This is a genomic window from Kitasatospora sp. NPDC088548, assembly GCF_044753005.1.
Classification (GTDB): Bacteria; Actinomycetota; Actinomycetes; order Streptomycetales; family Streptomycetaceae; genus Kitasatospora.
Map to the genome: position 1 here is coordinate 74,232 of NZ_JBIVMI010000007.1, position 20,879 is coordinate 95,110.

The following is a 20,879-nucleotide window of genomic DNA, read 5'->3' on the forward strand; positions in this document are numbered from 1 at the left end:
GGGTCCACTGAACTCGCCACGGGCCACCAAGTACCCACCCTGGCAACAAGACTGGAGATGCCTATCCGCACACCCTTCGTCCATCCGCCATGCGGCCGGGCGTGGTCCGGCCTGCGCGCCGAGCACTGCCCGGCCTGTCACGAGACGTTCGCCAGCACCCGAGCAGGCGACGCCCACCGCATCGGCCCGCACAACGCCCGCAGATGCCTCCCACCGGCCACCGCCGGACTCTGGCAGGACGCCCGGGGCCTCTGGCACCGGAAGCCCTACCCGGACCGCTGAGCGGCCCCTTGCCCCCGTTCCGCCCCTCGCTGGGCAGGACGGGGGCCCTTCGTTGTTTCGGGCGCGCGCCTCTCGGGCTGACGCATGATCAACTTGCATGCTGCCTTGACGACATCGCCGCTTTGAGTGATGGTCGTGCACATCCATGCAACCGGCACAGCACGGAGGGCACGATGGCACTAGAGTTCATCGGGATCGACCCCGAGACGCAGCAGCAGGGATCACCGACTGTCTGGGTGGACGCAGAACAGAAGGAACTCGTGTTCCTGGGCTGGAAGGCGTCTCCGGCCTTGAAGGAACAGTGTGAACAGAACACGGCACCCGGGCACGCTACCGAAATCCCTGAGAACGAGGACGTGATCAGGTTCCCCACGCGAATGATTCCTATTCTGAGGGAGGCGTGCGATGCCGCAGAGCGAGCCGGACTTCTTTGAGCTTCTGAAAGATGCCAGGCACTCCGCAGTTCATCTAGAAATGCGTGATGCATACGGCGTCGGCGACGAGTCCGAGGATTTCGACCGCTGGGTGACCTCCGGAAATCGGGATTCTGATCCCACGTCGCCGTACTGGGCTCCCTGGGTATCCGTCATTTCTGAGACGGTAGCCCGGGGCGTCAAGGTTCGCCGCGCTCGCATTGTTTCGGAGCCGGTTACGGATTACATCCGGTGGGAGCACGCCGGCACGGTCGTGAACATTGCGGCGGGCGAGGAGATCCGATGGCTTCCCCGTCGGCTGGCGTCCGGGATCGCGCTCCCCGGAAACGACTTCTGGCTCTTTGACGAGAAAATCGTTCTGTTCAACCACTTCACTGGAAACGGTGATTGGGCGGGACAGGAGCTGAGCGCTGCCCCGGACGTTGCCCAGCTGTGCGCATCCGCATTTGCGGCGGTCTGGGCTTCGGGAATCCCGCACGACGAGTACAAAGTCTGACCCATCAAACATATCGGATAGCTAGCTCATGCCTTCATCTCCATCATCTAGTGCTCAAGACGCCCGCGAAGCCGTGGCGGCCCGACTGCGGGAACTGCTCCTAGATGCAGGGTTGACGGGGCGGGAGCTGGCTATCCGCTGTGGGTGGCATCCCTCGAAGTCCTCTCGGATTATGAACGGGAAGACCCCACCCTCCGATGCTGACATACGTTCCTGGTGTGAAGCGTGCGGAGCGGCCGGGCAGGCGGATGACCTTATTGCGGCAAATCGCACTGCGGACTCTATGTACGTTCAGTGGAAAAAGTTGCAGCGCAATGGCATGCGCCGCGCACAAGAAGAGGTCGTTCCCCTTTGGGAGCGCACGCGCCAATTTCGCGTTTACGCTTCCAATGTCGTGCCAGGAATGCTTCAAACGCCGGGATACGCCACTGCCCTCATGGCCTCCATCACTGAATTTCAGGGCACGCCGGATGATGTCGCGGAGGCCGTCGAGGCCCGCATGGCTAGGGCTCATGTGATCCGCGAAGGAAATCACCGATTCGCACTGTTGATGGAAGAAACCGTCCTGCGCTATCGAATTGGTGATTCCGAGGCTATGGCGGCCCAGCTGGGATATCTCCTCGCAGTGATGGCACTTCCTCGGGTCAGCCTCGGGATTATTCCGTTCACGGCACCGCGCCGAATTTGGCCACTGGAAGCGTTCTATATTTTCGATGATCAGCACGTCGCCGTGGAACTGCTCACGGCAGGAGTCAATGTCAAGACCCCCAGCGAGATTGCAGAGTACGGGCGCGCGTTCGAGAGGCTGGCAGAGCTGGCGGTCCACGGGTCCCAGGCAAGGGCGTTGATCACGTCGGCGATTGAGGCACTGGGGTGAATCCGTGCAATCTCATGCAACTTTGTAGAGTCCAACTCGCCTAGGTCCCTAGCGTGTTGCTCATCGGTTCTGAGCAGTCCGAGGGAGTGGCCCCATGGCGGTGAGCACCAACACTCGCAAGACCAAGACCCGCGCCGAGTACCGGGCCGAGCAGCGCCAGCGCGCTCCCGTCGGCGATGCGCTGGCCGACTACGACCCGGCGTACGCCGCCAAGGCCATGGGGCGGGGCATCCCCAAGGACTGGCCGTTCTGCACCTGCGGTGCCGACGTGTGCCCCGACAAGGGGGCCGCATGAGGCTGCCCACGACTTCCGCCCCGGCTGTCAGTGCGCCGGAGAACCCCTGTCTTGAATGCGTCTACTTCGACGGGGTCGAAGCGCAGTACCCGGCCGACACGAACCCCACCATCGCGCGGCACCTGGTCCGGTGGCGGCAGCGGCACGCCGACGACGGCGAGTGCACGAACCCGCAGGCGGACCCGGATGAGTGACCACCAGGACGGCCCGCAGGCGGCCGTACAGGGCCCCTCTGGGGACGTTGAGCCCGTGGGCCCGTTCGAGTGGCTGAGGACCCACCCGTGGCCCCCTAAGCGGCCCGCCGGGCCCCGGCCCGTTCTCAGCCCGGAGGAGCACACCGAGGTGCCCCTGACGCCGGAGGAACGGCAGCGCCGGGCGGTGCTGCTGGCCCGGGTGCGTGAGGCGAACCACCCGAGGCGCTGACGCGCCCAACAGAACTCCCGTCCCGGCCGCCTGGGGAAGGAATGGCCGGGACGGGTCGCAAAACCCGGCAGGCAAAAGCCAGTTGGGGTCAACGGCACGGAGGTACCGAAATGGGTAAGCGCGGCGGCGGCACGGGCGACGGCAAGGGCGGCGGGCAGCAGGACGACAGCAACAAGGGCGCCGGGCACGGCGGAGGCGGCTCGGACGAGGGCGGCAACACCTCGGACGGCCAGAGCCCGGCGGGTGGCGGCGGTAAGTGACCGGCGAGACGCTTAAGGAGGCGGGTCCCCAGGGGCTCGCCTCCGCGCTGGTGGCCAGCGGCGCGCTTTCCTCGGACTGGCTCCCGTCCTTCAAGGCCGTGCCCCGTGAGCTGTTCGTCCCGGATCGCATCTGGCCGGGCATCGCGGACGGCACGAAACAGAACCCCGTGGTGCACCGGTCGCAGGACCCCGAGGCGTGGCGAAGGGCGGTCTACTCGGACATCCCGCTGACCACGCAATGGGACGACGGAGAACACGAGGGCGACGGGCTCGGCACGACCCCGAGTTCTTCCAACTCCATGCCCACGATGGTGTTTTCGATGCTCCGAGACCTCGACCTGCGCCCCGGTGACACGGTGCTGGAGGTCGGGACCGGGACGGGCTGGAACGCCGGCCTGCTGGCCCACCGCCAGGGCGACGCCAACGTGGTCACCGTCGAGTACGACGCGGACGTTGCCCGTGGCGCTCGGGAGAACCTGGACCGGGCCGGACTCGAACCGACCGTGATCGAGGGAGACGGACGGCAGGGCTGGCCGAAGGGCGCTCCCTACAGCCGGATCATCGCTACGTGCTCCCTGCTGGAGATCCCTGCGGCTTGGCTGGAGCAGACGGCCCCCGGCGGGATCATCGTCGCCCCGTTCGGCACTGAGTACGGCGGTGAGCAGATCGTCCGGCTGACCGTGAACGACGACGGGACCAGCGCGCACGGCACGTTCACCCGAAGCTCGGCGTTCATGCGACTGCGCCAGCAGCGCACCGACCGGCCGCCCTTCGAGGACTACCTACGTGGCCGGGAATGGCCTGCCGACGCCGCGAGAAGCACCACCACGCTGGCCCCTCCGGACACAGGCGGATGGTTCGAGCAGTTCGTCATCGGGGCGGCCGTGCCCGGAACGTTCTGGCGGGCGGAGCGCTACGACAACGGCGCGTACACGCTGTGGCTCTACAGCCGGGACACCCTGTCGTGGGCCTCCGCCGACTACGAGCGAGACCGCACCGAGTACGAGGTGTACCAGTCCGGCCCCCGGAACCTCTGGGACGAGGTGGAGGCCGCCTGGCGCTGGTGGGACGGCCAGGGCCGCCCCGACTTCGACCGGTTCGGACTCACGGTGACCCCGGACGGCCACACGGTGTGGCTGGACCATTCGGAGAACCCGGTTCCCGTCCGAGGCTGACCCGAGACCGGCCCCGTCCGTGCGCTTCCCCCGTGGCGCATGGGCGGGGCTGCTGTTCCTGGTTAAGGACTCCGCCTACTTCTCGGAGCGGCGGGCCGCGAGAATGCCCCGGAGGCCGACGACGCCGACGGCCGTGCCGAGGATGAACGAGGTGATGGCGAGCAGAAGATGGACCCAGAAAAAGGCGGTCGGCTGGGAGTGGTCGCCGTTCACGAACGCTTGCCCGCCGGAGTCCTTCCACAGATTCTTGGCGAAGGTTGACCAGATCACCCAAGACCACACGCCGAACACTGCGAGGAACCAGGAGACAGGGCGGGTGAGCTTCATCGGGTCTGTCCTTCGGGGTGGAGAGGCGTTCTCCCAGTATGTGACCCCTGTCGGTCCGGCTGTCCGGCGGGGGCGCCCTCCGAATCTTGGTGGGTGTCTTCCATTCAACGACCTTCGTCAAGAACCTCTGGAAGGACTCCGGCGGCCAGGCCTTCACCAATGGCGACCACTCCCAGCCCACCGCCTTCTTCTGGATCCACCTCCTGCTGGCCGTCACCTCCTTCGTTCTCGGCGTCCTGGTCGGCACCGTCGGCGTCCGCGGCCTGCGCGCGACCCGCCGCACCCTGGCCACCGACTGACCGGTTTATTCCTGTTGCGGGGCCGCCCGGGCCGCTGGCAGGATCCCCACCGCTTGGTCACATATCGAATCTGTCTTCGATTTCAGGGGTGGGATTCATGAACCACGTGCACCACCGTCGACTCGGCGGGGTCGCCGCGATCGTCGTGGCCGCCGGTCTGGTCGCCGTGCCGACCACGGCCTCGGCCGACACGGGCCCGATGGTCCTGGGGACGACGGCCTATCCGCAGCCGCGAATCTCGTCCACGGGTGTGCGCACCGACGCCTGCGACTGGACCGCCACGCCGGGCTGGATGGCGAGAACTGGCAGCGATCCCACCCTCAACGCCACGGTCGCCGGGGACGGCAGCGGCTCGCTCTCGGCCCGCTTCGAGGTCTGGGACCAGATGACGGGCGCCGACAGCGCCGTGTTCAGCGGCGTTGCCCCGGCCTACGCCGGGCAGGCGCGCATCAATGTCCCCGGTCTGCTGGACGGGCACAGCTACACCTGGCGCACCTGGGCGCTGCAGGGCGACCGAACCTCCGCGCCGGCGCCGGACTGCCACTTCCGGGTGGACACCACCTCGCCGACGGTCTCGGTCGCGTCCCCGGACTTCCCGGCCGACGGATCCGGAGGCACGGCCACCAAGTACGCGGGCCAGGTCGGCACTTTCGTGCTCAACGCCGCCGACCCGGCCCCGGACGGTGGGGAGGCCTCCGGTGTCGCCTGCGTCCGGTACGGCTTCGACATGCTGGGCGTGGGCGGCGACTGCACCGCGCCGGGTACCGTCAGGCCGGGCGCCGACGGGACGCTCACCCTCCAGCTGAAGGTCCTGTACTGGGGCACCAACACCCTCAACGTCGAGGTGATCGATGACGCGGGTAACTCCGGCCGGATGTCCTACACCTTCTACGCCCCGTCGAACCCGAACCCGCCGAAGACTCTCGGCGACGTCGACGGTGACGGCACCGCGGACATCCTGCTGCCCGACGCCCAGGGCAACTTGCAGTACTTCGGCGTCAACGCGGGCGACACCGCTCCGAGTTCGACGATCCAGGGCAACCGGGCGCCGTACGACGGCAGCTGGGCGCCGTTCCAGGTGGCCCACCACGGCTGGTCGAAGTCCCACGCGCCGTCCTCGGACGACCTCTTCATCCACAAGCCGGGCGACGGTTACCTCTACCTGTACCAGAACGTCGACTACGGATCCTTCACCGGGTACATGACGGACGCCCAGCGCTCGCGCAGCTGCCAGGACGATGCCGGGGCAACCGTCGCCTGCCCGGCGGACTTCGCGTCCGACTGGTCCAAGGCGGACCAGGTCGTGGCGTTCGGCCCGGTGACCGACGCCACCTCACCGTCGCTGCTGACGCTTGAGGACGGGAACCTCTGGCTGCACGCGGGCGGCAACTTCGGGTTCGGCTCCCAGAAGGCCCGGAAGCTCACCACCACCGGCGACTGGAGCGGCTACGACCTGATCGCACCCGGTCCGGACGCGTCCGGGAGCCTCACGCTCTGGGCGCGTGAGCGGGCCGACGGCACGCTGCACGCGTACCCGGTGCCGAAGCAGGCCAACGGGCTGTTCGACTTCTCCGCCCTCGCCGACCCCGCCGCCGGTGTCGTGGCGAGCGGCTTCACCGTCGGGGCGTACCCGACGCTGGGCAGCTCGGGCGACGGCGACGGTGACGGTGCGCCGGACCTGTGGGCCGTCACGGCCGACCGGCACCTGGTGACGTACAGCGGCTGGAGTGCCCCGAAGGACCTCGGCGTGCTGCGCTGAGAAACGGCCGAGGCCCCGTCCGGTCGGATGACCGGACGGGGCCTCGGTTCAGGCCGGGATCAGAAACGGCGGGTGACCAGCGCCCGCTTCACTTCCTGGATCGCCTTGGTGACCTCGATGCCACGCGGGCAGGCCTCCGAGCAGTTGAAGGTGGTCCGGCAGCGCCAGACACCCTCGCGGTCGTTCAGGATCTCCAGCCGCTGCTCCGCACCCTCGTCGCGCGAGTCGAAGATGAAGCGGTGCGCGTTGACGATCGCGGCCGGGCCGAAGTACTGGCCGTCGTTCCAGAAGACCGGACAGGACGACGTGCACGCGGCGCACAGGATGCACTTGGTGGTGTCGTCGAAGCGCTCGCGCTCCTCGGCGGACTGCAGGCGCTCGCGGGTCGGGTCGTTCCCCTTGGTGATGAGGAACGGCATGACGTCCTTGTACGCCTGGAAGAACGGGTCCATGTCCACGACCAGGTCCTTGAGGACCGCGAGGCCCTTTATGGCCTCGATCGTGATCGGCTTCTCCGGGTTGACGTCCTTGATCAGGGTCTTGCACGCCAGCCGGTTGCGGCCGTTGATCCGCATCGCGTCGGAGCCGCAGATGCCGTGCGCGCAGGAACGGCGGTAGGTGAGGGTGCCGTCCTGCTCCCACTTGATCTTGTTGAGCGCGTCCAGGACGCGCTCCTTCGGGTCCAGGGTCAGCTGGTAGTCGACCCACACCGGGTCCGGGTGCTCCTCCGGGTTGAACCGGCGGATCCGGAAGGTGACGGTGATCAGCTCGACACCGCCCGCCTCGACCGCGTCCAGAGCGGCCGAGTGCTTCTCCACAGTCGGAGTGCTCATCAGTACTTACGCTCCATCGGCTGGTAGCGGGTCGTGACGACCGGCTTGTAGTCGAGGCGGATGGAGGTGGTGCCGTCCTCGGCAACCTCCTGGTACGCCATGGTGTGCTGCATGAACTTCACGTCGTCACGGGTCGGGAAGTCCTCGCGGTAGTGGCCGCCGCGCGACTCCTCACGGGCCAGCGCGGAGACCGCCAGCACCTCGGCCAGGTCGAGCAGGTTGCCCAGCTCGACGGCCTCCAGCAGGTCCGTGTTGTAACGGAAGCCCTTGTCCTGGATGGCGACGTGCTTGTAGCGCTCGCGCAGCGCGGCGATGTCCTCGACGGCCTGCTTCAGGGTCGCGCCGGTGCGGTAGACCATGGCGTTGGTGTCCATGGTCTCCTGCAGCTCCTTGCGGATCTGCGCCACGGACTCGGTGCCGGTGGACTCGCGCAGGCCGTCGACCAGCGCCTGCACCTTCTCGGCCGGGTTCTCGGGCAGCTCGGTGAAGCCCACCGTCTGCGCGTAGTCGGCGGCGGCGATGCCCGCGCGCTTGCCGAACACGTTGATGTCCAGCAGCGAGTTGGTGCCCAGCCGGTTGGCGCCGTGCACGGACACGCAGGCGACCTCGCCGGCCGCGTACAGGCCGGGGACGACGTCGGTGTTGTTGCGCAGCACCTCACCCTCGACGTTGGTCGGGATGCCGCCCATGGCGTAGTGCGCGGTGGGCTGGATCGGGATCGGGTCCGTGTAGGGCTCGATGCCGAGGTAGGTGCGCGCGAACTCGGTGATGTCCGGGAGCTTGGCGTCCAGCTGCTCCGGCGGCAGGTGGGTGAGGTCCAGGTAGACGTGGTCGCCGTCCGGACCGCAGCCGCGGCCTTCGCGGATCTCGGTGTAGATCGCGCGGGAGCAGACGTCACGGGACGCGAGGTCCTTCATGACGGGGGCGTAGCGCTCCATGAAGCGCTCGCCGTCCTTGTTGCGCAGGATGCCGCCCTCGCCGCGGGCGCCCTCGGTGAGCAGGATGCCCATGCGCCAGATGCCGGTCGGGTGGAACTGGAAGAACTCCATGTCCTCCAGCGGCAGGCCGCGGCGGTAGACCAGGGCCTGGCCGTCACCGGTGAGGGTGTGGGCGTTGGAGGAGACCTTGAAGAACTTGCCGGTGCCGCCGGAGGCGAACACGACGGACTTGGCCTGGAAGACGTGGATCTCGCCGGTGGCCAGCTCGTAGGCGACGACGCCGGCCGTCTTGCCGTCGTTGATCAGCAGGTCGAGGACGTAGAACTCGTTGAAGAACTCGACGCCGTGCTTGACGCAGTTCTGGAACAGCGTCTGGAGGATCATGTGACCGGTACGGTCGGCCGCGTAGCACGAGCGGCGGACCGGGGCCTCGCCGTGGTTGCGCGAGTGGCCGCCGAAGCGGCGCTGGTCGATCCGGCCCTGCTCGGTCCGGGAGAAGGGCAGACCCATCTTCTCCAGGTCGAGGACGGCGTCGATGGCCTCCTTGCACATGATCTCGGCGGCGTCCTGGTCGACCAGGTAGTCACCACCCTTGACCGTGTCGAAGGTGTGCCACTCCCAGTTGTCCTCCTCGACGTTGGCGAGGGCGGCGCACATGCCGCCCTGGGCCGCGCCGGTGTGGGACCGGGTGGGGTAGAGCTTGGTCAGCACGGCGGTACGGCTGCGCTGGGTCGACTCGATGGCCGCGCGCATGCCGGCGCCGCCTGCGCCGACGATGACGGTGTCGTACTGGTGAATCTGCATGGGGGTTCTAACTCGCCTCTGGCCTCTGCCGATGTCCGATTAGATGTTCGGGTCGAAGGTGAAGATCACCAGGGTGCCGAGCAGCACGGTGAAGACCGTGGCGGCGCCCATGAGGCCCTTCAGCCAGAGCCGGGTGGAGTCCTTCTCGGCGTAGTCGTTGATGACCGTCCGCATGCCGTTGGCGCCGTGGAGCATGGCGAGCCAGAGCATCAGGAGGTCCCAGCCCTGCCAGAACGGCGAGGCCCAGCGGCCGGCCACGAAGGCGAAGCCGATCTTGGAGACGCCGCCGTCGAGCACCAGCATGATCAGCAGGTGGCCGAGGATCAGCACCACGAGGACGATGCCGGACAGGCGCATGAAGAGCCAGGCCAGCATCTCGAAGTTGGTGCGGGTGCGGCGCGGCGTCTTCCTGGTCCGCTTGCGGGGCGGCTCGATGACGAACTCGTCGGCCGGGTTACCGGTGCCGAGGCCCTTGCCGGTGTGCGCCTGGGCGGAGGGGACCACCAGGGCGTCGGAGATTTCCGTGGACATGTCTCAGATCACTTCCCGAACCACGTGAGCAGGGTGTGTTCCAGGATGTTGTAGAACGAGCCGGCCAGCAGCACGACCCACACCCCGACCACGGTCCAGAGCATCTGCCTCTGGTACTTCGGGCCCTTCGACCAGAAGTCGACGGCGACGACCCGGAGGCCGTTGAGAGCGTGGAACAGGATGGCGGCCACCAGGCCGTACTCCATCAGGTTCACCAGGGGCGTCTTGTACGTCTGAATGACGGTGTCGTACGCCTCGGGCGACACCCGCACCAGGGCGGTGTCCAGGACATGAGCGAACAGGAAGAAGAAGATGAGGACGCCGGTGACTCGATGAGCCACCCAGCTCCACATGCCTTCCCGGCCGCGGTACAGCGTTCCAGCCGGCACGGAAAAACCCTCCGGGAGCGGATTGGGGGCTCGGCCGGCTTCGGTGTCGGTCAGCCCGGCCGGGTACGGTCCACCGGCCGCCAGCATCCTATCGACGCGATGTCGGGAACCGCCTCCGGGGGCCCGAGGTGTGATCAATCAGGCACGACTGGCCTAGCCGGACGGGAACCGGGGCGCCATTGCTCGCTCTGGGTGACCGTTCGGCTGCGCTACGGTGGCGGCCCCTCCCGTCGACGACACCCTGCCGAGGCCCCCGTGCCGCTCCGCCCGCCCCGACCGTCCGTCGCCGTCCTCGTCTCTGTCCTGCTCGCCGCCGGCTGCACCACGGTCGGCCGCTCCGCCGACCAGGCCGGGGCCGGGCGCGAGCTGTCCGCCGCCGAGCTGCGGGCGGCCGCGGTGGCCGACGGCGACCTCGGGCCCGGCTACACGGTGACGGTGATGACGCCCGGCCACGGCGAGACCGGCTCGGGTGGCGGCCGGGAGTTCTCGGACACGCCCGCCTGCCAGCCGTTGCTGGACGTGGTGACCCCGGCCGTGGCGGCCGGTGGCGGCTCGGCCTCGCCCGGTCCCGGCCGGCCGTACGCCGAGACCGATCTGAGCGTGGCACGGGCGGCCGACCCCAGGGGCGGCGTGTACGGCGGGCTGCTCGGCTACCGGGCGGGGCGGGCGGCGCAGCTCCTGGCGGAGCTGGAGAAGCTGTTCGGCCCGTGCGCGTCGTTCGCCTCCACCGCCCCGCCGCCGCCCGCGGAGAAGGGGAAGCGGGGGGTGCGGACCAGGCACCGGCTGGGCCGGGACGACACGCCCACGCACGGGGGAGCGGACACCGTGACCGGATTCACTCTGACGAATGAATCGGGCACGGTGACGCTCTCCCAGCGTGCGGTGCTGGCCCGGGTCGGTCCGGTGCTGGCGGTCTTCACCACCGTCGGCGTCGGCGCGGGGCCGGCCGCCGCGCCGGACGAGCGGATCGTCCGGCAGCAGGTGGCCAAGCTGCGCGCCGCGCAGACGAAGCGGTGAGGAGAGGTGGGGAGGGATGAGGTGACGGTGAGGGGACGGTGAGGGGACGGGGCGTGGTGACCGGGGCTCAGCGCGCCCCGGTCGTTGTCTGGGTGGCGACCAGGTGCTCCAGGCGGGTGAGGGCGATCCGGCGCAGTTCGTCGGCCGCGGTCAGCCGCTCCTCGTCCGGGTCGTTGGCCAGTCGGGTGCGGATCGAGGAGAGCACGGTGTCGAGCATCTCCTCGGGGGCCACGCCCTCCAGGCAGACCACGAAGACGTGGCCGAACCTGGCCTCGTACGCGGCGTGGGCCGCCCGCAGCGCGGTGTGCGCCGCCTGGCTGCCGGGTGCGCGCATGCCCAGGAGGGGCTGCGGCATCCAGCTCTCGTCCGCCAGCGCCTCGGCCAGGTCGGCCGGGCGCAGGTCGTAGGAGGCCTCGCTGGCGGCGGCCAGCAGGGACTCGATGTCGGGGTAGGGACGGTGCGCCGTGAGCCGGAGGGCCCAGCGGTGACTGCCGCAGCAGGCCAACAGGGCCTCCTCGGCGGCGCCGACGTCGGCTTCGTTGAAGCGGTGCAACCCGAGGAGGGTCGGCTCGGAACTGGGATCGAGCCGCTGTGACGGGATGTCGCTGGCCAGCGGGTCCTCCTCGTGAGGGCGGGAAGGTGCCGGTGAAATGGGGTGGTGGAGCAGCTGAAGTATGGAGCTGCGGGGCGGCGTCCAGCGCCCGCCGGGCAGCGGCTCAACGGTAGTTGAGCGGTCATCAGTTGGGGAGGGCGCACGCGGAATTCATCCGATCGAGCTATCAAGTTGTGACGTTGACAGCTCTGCGTCAGCACCCTCCCCGTGTTCATCTGCTAATAACCGCCCCGCACGGGAGCGGCCGTCAGGAACAGCGCGTCCCGGCGGCCGGCAGGGTGCCCTCGGTGAGATACGCCTCCATGGCCCGGTCGACGCAGACGTTGCCCTTGCCGAACGCGCCGTGGCCCTCGCCGGTCAGGGTCAGCAGGGTGGCGTTGGCGAAGCCCTTGGCCAGCGCCTCGGCCGCCGCGTAGGGGGTGGCCGGGTCACCGGTGGTGCCGACCACCAGGATCGGCGCGCTGCCCTCGGCGCGGACGGTGTGCGGCTTCTCGGGCGTCTCGAACGGCCAGTTCGCGCACTGGGGCTCGCTGAGGTCGTCGGCGGTGGTGCCCTTGGTGAGCAGCGGGGCCTGCTCCTGGAGCTGCTTCACCGCCGCCTGGGCCCGCTCGGGGGAGGGGGCCGGGGCTGCGACGTCCGCGCAGCGGATCGCCCTCAGCGCGTCCTGGCTGGGGTCGTAGTGGCCCTTCTCGTCCCGGCCGTTGTACTCGTCGGCGAAGGCCAGCAGGCCGTCGCCCTTGCCGTGCAGCATGGCGAGGTTGAGCGAGAGCCGCAGGTACTTCCACGTGGTCTTCTCGTCGCCGTAGAGGAGGCTCATGGTGCCGGTCCAGCCCTGGCCGCTGCCGACCCTGCGGCCGTTGACGGTGAGCGGGTGGTCGCGCAGGCCGTCCAGGAAGTCGGCGGCCTTCTCGGCGGCCCTGGCCGGGTCCTTGCCGAGCGAGCACTCGTCGGCGTGGTTCTCGACGCAGTCGGCGGCGAAGCGCTCGAAGGACTTCTCGAAGCCGATCTGCTGTTTGATGCTGCTGTCCAGCCTCTCCTGGGTCGGGTCGACGGCGCCGTCCAGGATGAGCCGGCCGGTGTTCTTCGGGAACTCCTCGGCGTAGAGCGAGCCGAGGTAGGTGCCGTAGGAGACGCCGAGGTAGTTGAGCTTCTGGTCCCCGACGGCGGCGCGCAGCACGTCCAGGTCGCGGGCGGTGTTGCGGGTGCCGATGAAGGGCAGCAGCCTGCCGGAGCCGGCCTGGCAGGCGGCCGCGAACTCGGCGTTCCGCTGCTGGTGCCGGGCCTTGCGGGCCTGGGGGTCCGGCAGGTCGTCCTGCTCGCCGAGCGCGTCGTGCTGCTTGTCGTCGAGGCAGACGACCGGGGAGCTGTCGCCGGTGCCGCGCGGGTCGAAGCCGATCACGTCGAAGCGCTTGTGCAGGGTGCCGTCGAACCGTTCGGCGCCGTACTTGACCATCTCGACGCCGGAGGCGCCGGGGCCGCCGGGGTTGACCATCAGCGAGCCGATCCGCTGGTCCGGCCTGGCGGCCGGCAGCTTGATCAGCGCGAGGTCGAGGGCGTCGGTGGCGGGGTCGGCGTAGTCGAGCGGGACGTGCAGCCGGCCGCACTGCATCCCGGATATGTCGATCTTGGCCTCGGCGGCCTTGGGATCGGCGGGGCAGGCGGCCCAGGTGATCTGCTGGCCGTAGAAGGGCTTCAGTGCCGGGTCGTCGGCCCCGGTGGGCCGGGGGGCCGGCGTCGGGGTGGCCGTCGGTGCGGCCGGTGCGGCCGGTGCGGGCGAGGTGGTGCCGGCGGCCCGGTCCTGGCCGGACGTGGCGCCGTCGTCGCAGGCGGAGGCGAGGAGCAGGGTGCCGGCCGCGAGCACGGTCAGCAGCACCCGTGGGCGGGCGGCCCGAAGAGATGTCATCGCACGTGTGTACCACTGCCGGGCGACACGTTTGATCATGCCCCTGGGCCGTCCGCCCCGCGCGGCGTCAGGCCCGGTGGACCTTGTGGTTGGCGGCCTGCGCCCGCGGGCGCACCACCAGCAGGTCGATGTTGACGTGCGACGGCCGGGTGACCGCCCAGGCGACGGTGTCGGCGATGTCCTCCGAGGTCAGCGGCTCGGCCATGCCCGCGTACACGGCCGCCGCCCGCTCCTCGTCGCCCCGGAAACGGGTCACCGCGAAGCCCTCGGACTTCACCATGCCCGGCGCGATCTCGATCACCCGGATCGGCTCCCCGCACAGCTCCAGCCGGAGCGTCGCCGCGATGGTGTGCGCGGCGTGCTTGGCCGCCACATAGCCGCCGCCGCCCTCGTACGCGGCCAGCGCCGCGGTGGAGGAGAGCACCAGCACCGTGCCGTCGCCACCGGCCCGCAGCGCCGGCAGCAGCGCCTGCGTCATGTGCAGCACGCCGAGCACGTTCACCTGGTACATCGCCAGCCAGTCGGCCGGGTCGCCGGTCGCCACGGACTCGGCGCCGATCGCGCCGCCGGCGTTGTTGACCAGCACGTCCACCCGGCCGACCCGGGCCGCGAAGGCGTCCACGGCGGCCCGGTCGGTGACGTCCAGGGTGTGTGCGCGGCCGCCGATCTCCTTGGCCAGCGCCTCGATCCGGTCGGTCCGCCGGGCGGTCAGCACCACGTCGAAGCCCTCGGCCGCGAGCCGGCGGGCGGTCGCCGCGCCGATTCCGCTGCTGGCGCCGGTGACCACGGCCACCTTCTGCTCGGTCATTGCCACTCCCTCGGGGGAACACGTCGGTTTGGGAAGTACTTCAGTCGCTCACCCGATCATCTCAACGGAGACGGCCGTCCCCCGTGCGGGGAACCCCGCTGTCGTGGCGGCCGCCCGGCCGGGAGCAGGCCCGTTACATTGCGGGATCAGCCGACTACCGGCCGACGATCCCCCTCCTCACCCCCGTGGAGAGTCCCATGGCAGCCGAGCCGCGCCGCACCGAATCGGGCTTCCCGATCGAGCCCCTGTACGGTCCCGAGGACCTGGCCGGCTGGGACCCCCGGCAGCGCCTGGGCCGGCCGGGGGAGTACCCCTACACCCGGGGTGTCTACCCGTCGATGTACACCGGCCGGCCGTGGACGATGCGCCAGTACGCCGGCTTCGGCACCGCCGCCGAGTCCAACGCCCGCTACCGGCAGCTGATCGCCAACGGCACCACGGGCCTGTCCGTCGCCTTCGACCTGCCCACCCAGATGGGCTACGACTCGGACGCCCGGATCGCGGCCGGCGAGGTCGGCAAGGTGGGCGTCGCGATCGACAGCGTCGAGGACATGGGCGTCCTGTTCGACGGCATCCCGCTGGACGGGGTCTCCACCTCGATGACCATCAACGCGCCCGCGGGACTGCTGCTGCTCCTCTACCAACTGGTCGGTGAGGCACAGGGGGTGGCGCCGGGCCGGCTGACCGGCACGATCCAGAACGACGTGCTGAAGGAGTACATCGCCCGCGGCACGTACATCTTCCCGCCCAAGCCCTCGCTGCGGCTGGTCGCCGACGTGTTCCGCTACTGCCGGGCCGAGATCCCGAAGTGGAACACCATCTCGATCTCCGGCTACCACATGGCCGAGGCCGGGGCGGACCCCGCGCAGGAGATCGCCTTCACCCTCGCCAACGGCGTCGAGTACGTGCGCACCGCCGTCGCGGCCGGTATGGACGTCGACGACTTCGCGCCCCGGCTCTCCTTCTTCTTCGTCTCCCGCACCACCCTGCTGGAGGAGGTCGCCAAGTTCCGTGCCGCCCGCCGGATCTGGGCCCGGGTGATGCGCGAGGAGTTCGGCGCGAGGAACCCGAAGTCGTGGATGCTGCGGTTCCACACCCAGACCGCCGGGGTGCAGCTCACCGCGCAGCAGCCCGAGGTCAACCTGGTCCGGGTCGCCGTGCAGGCGCTCGCGGCGGTGCTCGGCGGCACCCAGTCGCTGCACACCAACAGCTTCGACGAGGCCATCGCGCTGCCCACCGAGAAGGCCGCCCGGCTCGCGCTGCGCACCCAGCAGGTGCTCGCGTACGAGACCGACATCACCGCCACCGTCGACCCGTTCGCCGGCTCGTACGCGGTGGAGGCGCTGACCGACGAGGTGGAGGCCGCCGCCGTCGCGCTGCTGGCCAGGGTGGAGGAGCTCGGCGGCGCGGTGGCCGCGATCGAGACGGGCTACCAGAAGGCCGAGATCGAGCGCACCGCCTACCGCGTCCAGCAGGAGACCGACTCCGGCGAGCGGACCGTGGTCGGCGTCAACCGCTTCCAGCTGGACGCCGAGGAGCCGTACGAGCCGCTGCGGGTGGACCCGGCGATCGAGGCGCGGCAGGCGGGCCGGCTCGCCCGGCTGCGGGCCGAGCGCGACTCCTCGGCCGTGGGCCGCGCCCTCACCGGGCTGCGCCGGGCCGCCGGGGGCCGGGAGAACGTGCTGTACCCGATGAAGGAGGCGCTGGCCGCCCGTGCCACGGTCGGCGAGGTGTGCGATGCGCTGCGTGAGGTGTGGGGCACCTACACGCCCGTCGAACGGTTCTGAGTGGACGTCAAGGTGCCTGGGAGGCAAGGGTGGTGGGGTTTGCCGGCCTGCCCGTGACCCCCGGCCCGGGTGGTCGTTGCACAGGTCAGGTGACCCCGGGGAGGCGGCTGAAACGAGATGTCATACCCACCTGTGCGGCCGGTATGCACCCATCCGGGGACTTCTTTCCCGGAAGTCGGGCCAAATCCCCCCAACAGGCCTACCCTTGATGAGATGAACCGCCCTGAGTCCGCCCAGTCGGCCACCACTCTCACCGCTGCCCGCCCCGCCGCAGACCTGCGCGCCCGGGTCGGCGGACTGGAGTCCGAGCTGATCGCCTTCCGTCGTGATCTGCACCGGCACCCGGAGCTGGGCCGCCAGGAGTTCCGCACCACCGGCCTGCTGCGCGACCGGCTGCTGGCGGCCGGCCTCACCCCCCGGGTGCTGCCGGGCGGCACCGGTCTGATCGCGGACATCGTCCCGGACGGCACCCCGCGCGGCGCCGAATTCCTGGCCTTCCGCGCCGACATCGACGCGCTGCCGATCGACGACGCCAAGACCGAGGTGCCCTACCGCTCGACCGTGCCCGGCCGGGCCCACGCCTGCGGCCACGACGTGCACACCTCCGTGCTGCTCGGCACCGCGCTGGTGCTGGCCGAGGCCGCCCGCGCCGACGAGCTGCGCCGCCCGGTCCGGCTGGTCTTCCAGCCGGCCGAGGAGGTCATGCCGGGCGGGGCCCTGGACGTGATCGGCGCGGGCGGGATGGAGGGCGTCGGCCGGATCTTCGCGGTGCACTGCGACCCGAAGGTGGAGGCGGGCCGGATCGCCCTGCGCACCGGCGCGATCACCTCGGCCTGCGACCGTCTGGTGCTCCACCTGGACGGGCCCGGCGGCCACACCGCCCGGCCGCACCTGACCACCGACCTGGTGACCGCGATCGCCCGGATGGCGGCCGATCTGCCGGGGGCGCTGGCCCGCCGGATGGACCCGCGCTGGGGGGTCAGCCTGGTCTGGGGCCGGATCTCCTCCGGCTCCGCGCCCAACGTCATCCCGCAGCACGCGGAGCTGGAGGGCACCGTCCGCTGCCTGGAGCTGGCCGGCTGGCGCGAGGCGCCGGAGCTGTTGCACGAGCTGATCGCCAAGCTCGCCGAGACCTACCGGGCGAAGTGGACGCTCGACTACCACCGCGGCGTGCCCCCGGTGGTCAACGAGGCGGTCTCGGTGGCGCTGCTGGAGGCCGCCATGACGGCGCGGTTCGGGCAGGGCGGCCGGCAGGTGGTCGAGGAGACCGAGCAGAGCCTGGGCGGCGAGGACTTCTCCTGGTACCTGGAGCACGCCCCCGGCGCGCTGGCCCGCCTCGGCGTCCGGCCCCCCGGCGACCCGACCGTGCGGGACCTGCACCAGGGCCGCTTCGACGTCGACGAGCGGGCGATCGGGATCGGCGTCGAGCTGTTCACCGCGCTGGCGCTGGAGCCGGACGAGCTCTGAGCCACTCGCCCGTTTTGGCGGGATTCTGGCCCTTTCCCCCGGTTACGTAGACTGGGCGTCGCCAGTTCCGGACCACCGTTCGCGGACGGGAGCGGGGCGTCGGGACGACCGTGAGACCACGGTTTGGTAACAACCCGGGTGCTCCGCCACCCCGTAATACAACCGTGTTCTACGCGCGTTACGGTGGCGTCCGACCACGCTCATCGGGTGCGTGTGAGAAGGAGATACTCCCTTGCGCCGTTCAACTAAGCTCGCCGCGGTTGTGCTCTCGGGTTCCCTGGGCATTGCCTCGCTCGCCGCTTGCGGCGCAAAGAGCACCGACAACACCTCCTCGGGGGGCTCCTCCGACAACTCGCTCAAGGTCGGCATGGCCTACGACATCGGTGGCCGCGGCGACCAGTCGTTCAACGACTCCGCCGCGCGTGGTCTGGACCGTGCCAAGGCCGAGCTGGGTGCCACCGTCACCGAGGCCGACGCCAAGACCGGCGAGGCCGAGGCCGACAAGGAGACCCGTCTCAAGAACCTGATCGACGGCGGCTACAAGACGATCATCGCGGTCGGCTTCGTGTACCAGCCGGCGGTCAACAAGATCGCCAAGGAGAACCCGGACGTCAAGTTCGCGATCATCGACTCGCACGCCGACGACCAGCCCTCCAACGTCACCTCGCTGCTCTTCGCCGAGCAGGAGGGCTCGTACCTGGCCGGCGTCGCCGCCGCCAACAAGTCGAAGGCCAAGCACGTCGGCTTCATCGGCGGTGTGCAGACCGAGCTGATCAAGAAGTTCGAGGCCGGCTTCAAGGCGGGCGTGAAGTCCGTCGACCCGCAGATGCCGGTCGAGGTCACCTACCTGACCACGCCCCCGGACTTCTCCGGCTTCAACTCGCCCGACAAGGGCAAGGAGGCCGCGCAGGGCCAGCTCGACAAGGGCGCGGACGTCATCTACACCGCCGCCGGCTCCTCCGGCAACGGCGCCATCGAGGCCGTCTCCAACAAGCCCGGCGCGCTGGCCATCGGTGTCGACTCCGACCAGGCCAACCAGCCGGCCCTGGCGAAGTACAAGAACAGCATCCTCACCTCGATGGTGAAGAACGTCGACAACGCCGTCTTCGCCTACGTCGAGTCGATCAAGAAGGGCACTCCCTTCACCGGCATCAAGAACTTCGACCTGAAGTCCGAGGGTGTCTCGCTCGCCACCACCGGCAACAAGATCGACGACATCAAGGCCAAGCTCGACGAGGCCGCCACGGCCATCAAGAGCGGCGCCACCACCGTCCCGACCGCGCCCGCCCAGTAAGGGCCGCCGCGTAGCGGACGTCGCTGCCGCTGCCACCTGCCTGGCAGCGCAATGATTGACACAGCATCAGGGAGGGGCCCGGCAGGGTGCGCTCAACGCGTACCCCCGGGCCCCGTCCCGTACCCCACCGTCTTTTCTTGGCCCTCCAGCGCAACGACGCGCCTCCAGACCACCAGGAGATCGCCATCACCGCATCCGACCCCGCCCTCAGCAAGGGCGGTACCCCCAGCGCGGGGACGGCGACACCGGCCGTCGAACTGCGCGGTATCACCAAGCGCTTCCCCGGCGTCGTGGCCAACCACGACATCAACCTCACCGTCCGCACCGGCACCGTGCACGCCCTCATGGGCGAGAACGGCGCCGGCAAGTCGACGCTGATGAAGATCCTCTACGGCATGCAGAAGCCGGACGAGGGCACCATCGCGATCAACGGCGAGCAGTGCGAGTTCAACACCCCGGGCGACGCCATCGCGCGCGGCATCGGCATGGTGCACCAGCACTTCATGCTCGCCGACAACCTCACCGTCTGGGAGAACGTCGTTCTCGGCGGCGAGAAGCTCCACGGCATCGGCGCCAGGGCGAAGGCGAAGATCAAGGAGATCTCCGACCAGTACGGCCTGGGCGTGCGCCCGGAGGCGCTGGTCGAGGACCTCGGCGTGGCCGACCGCCAGCGGGTCGAGATCCTCAAGGTGCTCTACCGCGGCGCCAAGATCCTGATCCTCGACGAGCCCACCGCCGTCCTCGTCCCGCAGGAGGTCGACGCGCTCTTCGACAACCTGCGCGAGCTCAAGGCCGAGGGCGTCACCGTCATCTTCATCTCGCACAAGCTGCACGAGGTGCTGTCGGTGGCCGACGCGATCAGCGTGATCCGGCGCGGCACCACCGTCGGCGACGCCGACCCGCGGAACGTCAGCGCCCGTCAGCTCGCCGAGATGATGGTCGGCGCCGAACTGCCCTCCCCGGAGAGCCGCGAGTCCACCGTCACCACGACCGAGATGCTGGACGTCCGCGGCCTGCGGATCGCCAAGACCGACGCCGAGGGCATCGAGCGCGTCGTGCTCGACGACATCTCGCTGCGCATCCACAAGGGCGAGATCCTCGGCATCGCCGGGGTCGAGGGCAACGGCCAGGCCGAACTGGTCGAGGCCATCATGGGCATGCTCCCGCTGGACGCCGGGGCCGTCACCCTGGACGGCCAGGACCTCTCCGGCTCGCTCACCCGGGCCCGCCGCGAGGCCGGCATCGGCTACATCCCCGAGGACCGCCACCGGCACGGCCTGCTGCTGGAGGCCCCGCTCTGGGAGAACCGGATCCTCGGCCACGTCACGGAGCCCCCCAACTCCAAGGGCCTGCTGCTGGACCCGGCCGCGGCCCGCAAGGACACCCAGCGGATCGTCGAGCAGTACGACGTCCGCACCCCCGGCATCGAGGTCACCGCGGCCTCGCTCTCCGGCGGCAACCAGCAGAAGCTGATCATCGGCCGCGAGATGAGCCACCAGCCCAAGCTGCTGATCGCCTCGCACCCCACCCGGGGTGTGGACGTCGGCGCGCAGGCGCAGATCTGGGAGCACATCCGGACGGCCCAGCGGGCCGGCCTCGCGGTGCTGCTGATCTCCGCCGACCTGGACGAGCTGATCGGTCTCTCCGACACCATCCGGGTCATCTACCGCGGCCGTCTGGTCGCCGACGCCGACCCGGCCACCGTCACCGCGGAGGACCTCGGCACCGCGATGACCGGTGCGGCCCGCGGCCACCTCGAGTCCGACGCGGAGGCCGTCGCCGAGGAGCGGGCCATCGCCGCCGAGGGCACCGAGGCCGAGGACGCCGCCCCCACCGACACCGCCGACGACCCGCAGGCGGGGGAGTAA

General features: G+C 69.9%; 23 protein-coding genes. 15 read left to right on the forward strand and 8 right to left on the reverse strand.

Annotation, left to right across the window (positions count from 1 at the left end):
- Positions 1–57 precede the first annotated feature (57 nt).
- From ACIP82_RS11790 to ACIP82_RS11825, 8 genes are all read left to right on the forward strand, one after another.
- A complete protein-coding gene (locus tag ACIP82_RS11790) occupies positions 58–282 on the forward strand; it encodes a hypothetical protein (protein ID WP_400653126.1) in 225 nt (74 codons plus the stop codon).
- A gap of 173 nt (positions 283–455) precedes the next feature.
- Positions 456–716: a hypothetical protein gene (locus ACIP82_RS11795; RefSeq protein ID WP_400653128.1), complete on the forward strand. Its 261-nt coding sequence runs from the start codon at positions 456–458 to the stop codon at positions 714–716.
- Positions 688–1,212 (forward strand): DUF6879 family protein, encoded by a 525-nt coding sequence (locus ACIP82_RS11800; RefSeq protein WP_400653129.1) that lies wholly within the window; start codon positions 688–690, stop codon positions 1,210–1,212. The genes ACIP82_RS11795 and ACIP82_RS11800 overlap by 29 nt, the downstream gene beginning before the upstream one ends.
- A 28-nt stretch (positions 1,213–1,240) precedes the next feature.
- Positions 1,241–2,089, forward strand: a complete 849-nt coding sequence (locus ACIP82_RS11805) for a helix-turn-helix transcriptional regulator (protein ID WP_033260162.1) — start codon at positions 1,241–1,243, stop codon at positions 2,087–2,089.
- Positions 2,090–2,189: 100 nt separating this feature from the next.
- Positions 2,190–2,384: a hypothetical protein gene (locus ACIP82_RS11810; RefSeq protein WP_149030330.1), complete on the forward strand. Its 195-nt coding sequence runs from the start codon at positions 2,190–2,192 to the stop codon at positions 2,382–2,384.
- Positions 2,381–2,578, forward strand: coding sequence for a hypothetical protein (locus tag ACIP82_RS11815; protein WP_400653131.1), 198 nt, complete (start codon positions 2,381–2,383; stop codon positions 2,576–2,578). Before ACIP82_RS11810 ends, ACIP82_RS11815 begins: the two co-directional genes overlap by 4 nt.
- 339 nt (positions 2,579–2,917) lie before the next feature.
- Positions 2,918–3,067, forward strand: a complete 150-nt coding sequence (locus ACIP82_RS11820) for a hypothetical protein (RefSeq protein WP_400653133.1) — start codon at positions 2,918–2,920, stop codon at positions 3,065–3,067.
- Complete coding sequence (locus ACIP82_RS11825) at positions 3,064–4,242, forward strand: methyltransferase domain-containing protein (RefSeq protein ID WP_400653134.1); 1,179 nt, start codon at positions 3,064–3,066, stop codon at positions 4,240–4,242. Before ACIP82_RS11820 ends, ACIP82_RS11825 begins: the two co-directional genes overlap by 4 nt.
- 75 nt (positions 4,243–4,317) lie before the next feature.
- Here the strand turns inward: ACIP82_RS11825 and ACIP82_RS11830 are convergent, their stop codons facing one another.
- Positions 4,318–4,569 carry an SCO4848 family membrane protein gene (locus tag ACIP82_RS11830; RefSeq protein ID WP_400653136.1) on the reverse strand — a complete coding sequence of 84 codons (252 nt, stop codon included), beginning with the start codon at positions 4,567–4,569 and terminating at the stop codon, positions 4,318–4,320.
- Positions 4,570–4,655: 86 nt separating this feature from the next.
- On the opposite strand from ACIP82_RS11830, the gene ACIP82_RS11835 reads away from it, so the two are divergent.
- The gene (locus tag ACIP82_RS11835) at positions 4,656–4,868 is read left to right on the forward strand and encodes an SCO4848 family membrane protein (RefSeq protein ID WP_400653138.1); all 213 of its coding nucleotides are present in this window, start codon (positions 4,656–4,658) and stop codon (positions 4,866–4,868) included.
- 97 nt (positions 4,869–4,965) lie between these two features.
- Positions 4,966–6,627, forward strand: a complete 1,662-nt coding sequence (locus ACIP82_RS11840) for a hypothetical protein (RefSeq protein ID WP_400653140.1) — start codon at positions 4,966–4,968, stop codon at positions 6,625–6,627.
- A gap of 59 nt (positions 6,628–6,686) precedes the next feature.
- Here the strand turns inward: ACIP82_RS11840 and ACIP82_RS11845 are convergent, their stop codons facing one another.
- From ACIP82_RS11845 to sdhC, 4 genes are read right to left on the reverse strand one after another with little or no spacing between them, the layout of a single operon-like run.
- Complete coding sequence (locus tag ACIP82_RS11845; RefSeq protein ID WP_363605601.1) at positions 6,687–7,460, reverse strand: succinate dehydrogenase iron-sulfur subunit; 774 nt, start codon at positions 7,458–7,460, stop codon at positions 6,687–6,689.
- On the reverse strand, positions 7,460–9,202 hold the full coding sequence (sdhA, locus tag ACIP82_RS11850; RefSeq protein ID WP_363605602.1) for a succinate dehydrogenase flavoprotein subunit: 1,743 nt from the start codon (positions 9,200–9,202) through the stop codon (positions 7,460–7,462). Before sdhA ends, ACIP82_RS11845 begins: the two co-directional genes overlap by 1 nt.
- A gap of 39 nt (positions 9,203–9,241) precedes the next feature.
- A complete protein-coding gene (locus tag ACIP82_RS11855; protein ID WP_363605603.1) occupies positions 9,242–9,733 on the reverse strand; it encodes a succinate dehydrogenase hydrophobic membrane anchor subunit in 492 nt (163 codons plus the stop codon).
- 8 nt (positions 9,734–9,741) lie between these two features.
- A complete protein-coding gene (gene sdhC / locus ACIP82_RS11860; protein ID WP_363605604.1) occupies positions 9,742–10,122 on the reverse strand; it encodes a succinate dehydrogenase, cytochrome b556 subunit in 381 nt (126 codons plus the stop codon).
- A 255-nt stretch (positions 10,123–10,377) separates the two neighbouring features.
- On the opposite strand from sdhC, the gene ACIP82_RS11865 reads away from it, so the two are divergent.
- Positions 10,378–11,139 carry a hypothetical protein gene (locus ACIP82_RS11865; protein WP_400653144.1) on the forward strand — a complete coding sequence of 254 codons (762 nt, stop codon included), beginning with the start codon at positions 10,378–10,380 and terminating at the stop codon, positions 11,137–11,139.
- 67 nt (positions 11,140–11,206) lie between these two features.
- On the opposite strand, the gene ACIP82_RS11870 is transcribed toward ACIP82_RS11865, so the two are convergent.
- The 3 genes from ACIP82_RS11870 to ACIP82_RS11880 all read right to left on the reverse strand — a co-directional run bounded on the left by ACIP82_RS11870 (position 11,207) and on the right by ACIP82_RS11880 (position 14,463).
- Positions 11,207–11,692 (reverse strand): 2-oxo-4-hydroxy-4-carboxy-5-ureidoimidazoline decarboxylase, encoded by a 486-nt coding sequence (locus ACIP82_RS11870; RefSeq protein ID WP_363605607.1) that lies wholly within the window; start codon positions 11,690–11,692, stop codon positions 11,207–11,209.
- A 307-nt stretch (positions 11,693–11,999) separates the two neighbouring features.
- Positions 12,000–13,655: an alpha/beta hydrolase gene (locus tag ACIP82_RS11875; protein WP_400653146.1), complete on the reverse strand. Its 1,656-nt coding sequence runs from the start codon at positions 13,653–13,655 to the stop codon at positions 12,000–12,002.
- Between the two features lie 67 nt (positions 13,656–13,722).
- A complete protein-coding gene (locus ACIP82_RS11880) occupies positions 13,723–14,463 on the reverse strand; it encodes an SDR family oxidoreductase (RefSeq protein WP_400653148.1) in 741 nt (246 codons plus the stop codon).
- A 197-nt stretch (positions 14,464–14,660) separates the two neighbouring features.
- On the opposite strand from ACIP82_RS11880, the gene ACIP82_RS11885 reads away from it, so the two are divergent.
- From ACIP82_RS11885 to ACIP82_RS11900, 4 genes are all read left to right on the forward strand, one after another.
- Positions 14,661–16,250, forward strand: coding sequence for a methylmalonyl-CoA mutase (locus tag ACIP82_RS11885; RefSeq protein ID WP_400653150.1), 1,590 nt, complete (start codon positions 14,661–14,663; stop codon positions 16,248–16,250).
- 213 nt (positions 16,251–16,463) lie between these two features.
- The gene (locus tag ACIP82_RS11890; protein ID WP_400653152.1) at positions 16,464–17,717 is read left to right on the forward strand and encodes an amidohydrolase; all 1,254 of its coding nucleotides are present in this window, start codon (positions 16,464–16,466) and stop codon (positions 17,715–17,717) included.
- Positions 17,718–17,949: 232 nt separating this feature from the next.
- Positions 17,950–19,011, forward strand: coding sequence for a BMP family ABC transporter substrate-binding protein (locus ACIP82_RS11895; protein ID WP_363605615.1), 1,062 nt, complete (start codon positions 17,950–17,952; stop codon positions 19,009–19,011).
- 344 nt (positions 19,012–19,355) lie between these two features.
- On the forward strand, positions 19,356–20,879 hold the full coding sequence (locus ACIP82_RS11900; RefSeq protein WP_400653312.1) for an ABC transporter ATP-binding protein: 1,524 nt from the start codon (positions 19,356–19,358) through the stop codon (positions 20,877–20,879).